Here is a 2,019-nt window from a genome sequence, read left to right on the forward strand (position 1 = left end):
ACTTCCTCTTATCGGTATGTCGCTGCTGGATAATGTCAATTGTCTCTTGATTTGGCTTAGAGTTTTCTTTCTTTTTGTAAGAAATAATGGCAACCTGATAATGGTTTTCTTTATTAGGAGCAATATCTTGAGTAATCATTTCATAACCATAAGCTTGAAAGGATGTTTGAAGGGATTCTATATAGCAACCCAAAGAAATATATAATTCCCGATTTTCAGGGTCAACAACATCTAACAATCGCTTCTCATCAAGGTGAAGCTCTATTGTTTTGTTTGAGTGGGATATTCTTAGTTTCCAGCTTTGAGCATTGTGTGAGTTTGCTGCAAACGAAGCAAGATAAAGAACATTTTCCATATCCGAGGGGATATTTTTTAATGCCAAATTGGACTCTACTTTGGCGGGGCTTCCAATACTAAAAATCATGAGACAACCTCCGGAAATAATCAGTAATAAGAGGAACAAAATGTATTTTTTCATTTATACTCAACCTTTCTTTTTATAATACTCAAGTAAAGCTAAAAACTCGTCTTTTAGAAACTCACTATTATCTAACCCGAGTAATTGATAGTATTCTTTTTTGTTTTGAAACATCCGAACAATACCAGAGAGTGCACTCCATAAAAACATGACAACTCGATTAACGTTTAAGTTAGAATGCAAATAATTAAGTTTGATACCGTCCTCGATAATAAGTCCAATGAGTTTATTAAGATCTAACCCTAGCTGATAAATTTCTCGATATACATTGGGAGTAGACTCTGAATGTATATCCACATTAATGTTTCCAATCATTCCATCGAAATAAATTGGATAGTTTTCACAAAGCTTTGAAATAGCAAAACAAATTTTCAGATAATTATTTGTCCAATCCTCTTTGTTATCAGGAGAATTAGAAATAATATTCTGAATATCTTGATAGAGCTGTTTTGTGTGTTGGTAAACTAAATAAAAGAATATCTCTTCTTTGTTCGCAAAATAAACATAGAGAGTTGCCTTGCTGTAACCAGCCAATTTTGCGATATTATCCATTGTCGTAGCTTCTACACTATTACTCGTAAAAAGAGTATTAGCTGCTTCTGAAATTGTTTTTCTATGGGCATCTGCGGGCTCTTTTTTTCTTCTACCCATTTTATCACCTCCAATAAATTAAACTGTTGGTTTAATTATAATCTGTTTTATCTTTTATGTCAATGAATTAAATTTTAAAAAAAGAGATGACATCTTCTTCCTCCATATAATGCTTTGTTGTCTTTTCCGGATTTTCACAATTGATTGAACAACGATACCCATCTTCTTCCCAAGAATAAAAGATAGAATTTGGTAGAGATAGAGTACTTATATGCTCCGTTTCAGGGGTTAAACCAGTTCCAATTCTTTTAAAATAAGCTTCCTTTTTTGTCCATGTTTCGAAAAAACGTTTGTTGATAATTTTTTCGTTGTTCTCAGCAAAAATAAACTTACACTCATCTGAATGAAACAAATCAAGTGGCATCATAGATTGTAAATTATTTTGAATAAATTCAATATCACATCCAATTTCTTGACTGGTAGATGTACATAATAAAATTTTTTTATGAGAATGTGACAAGCTAAATTTAATTTTAGGAAAAGTTAAAGAAACAGGTTTACCAAACTGGTTAGTTGAAAAATTTAGAAAGTTTGGGGAACAAGATTGTGATTTTGCTAGTTGCATTCTAACTAATAAGGCGGAATATAGAGAAAGATCATAGCACATAAAAAGAGCCAATTCCTAGAGATCTTACTTGCTGTCGCAGCAAATGTAATCGCGTATTTTATTTGCAAATAGCCAGACAGCAAGGACAACCGAGATGACTAGCCTAGCCCACCCTGTTTAAACCGCAAGGAACATAAAAACCACCCCATCTATTTGATATACTCCCCTTATAGTGGACAGTGAAAAAACAAAAATTCACTAGAAGCTATAAGAGGAGTTTTCATATGTCCAAAAGAAGTCAAACCTCCGTTGAGGAAAAGTTAAAAGCAGTTCATCTTTACTT

2 protein-coding genes and 1 pseudogene are annotated in these 2,019 nt (G+C 32.8%); all 3 read right to left on the reverse strand.

Annotated features, from left to right (window positions below):
- Positions 1-424, reverse strand: a pseudogene (locus tag STRDD11_RS14170) (hypothetical protein); the annotation flags it as partial.
- Positions 425-484: 60 nt separating this feature from the next.
- Complete coding sequence (locus tag STRDD11_RS04625; protein ID WP_128835851.1) at positions 485-1,129, reverse strand: TetR/AcrR family transcriptional regulator; 645 nt, start codon at positions 1,127-1,129, stop codon at positions 485-487.
- Between the two features lie 67 nt (positions 1,130-1,196).
- Positions 1,197-1,736 (reverse strand): 4'-phosphopantetheinyl transferase family protein, encoded by a 540-nt coding sequence (locus STRDD11_RS04630; protein WP_128835853.1) that lies wholly within the window; start codon positions 1,734-1,736, stop codon positions 1,197-1,199.
- Positions 1,737-2,019 lie beyond the last annotated feature (283 nt).

Origin of the sequence: Streptococcus sp. DD11, assembly GCF_001578865.1 — a bacterium.
GTDB lineage: Bacteria > Bacillota > Bacilli > Lactobacillales > Streptococcaceae > Streptococcus > Streptococcus panodentis.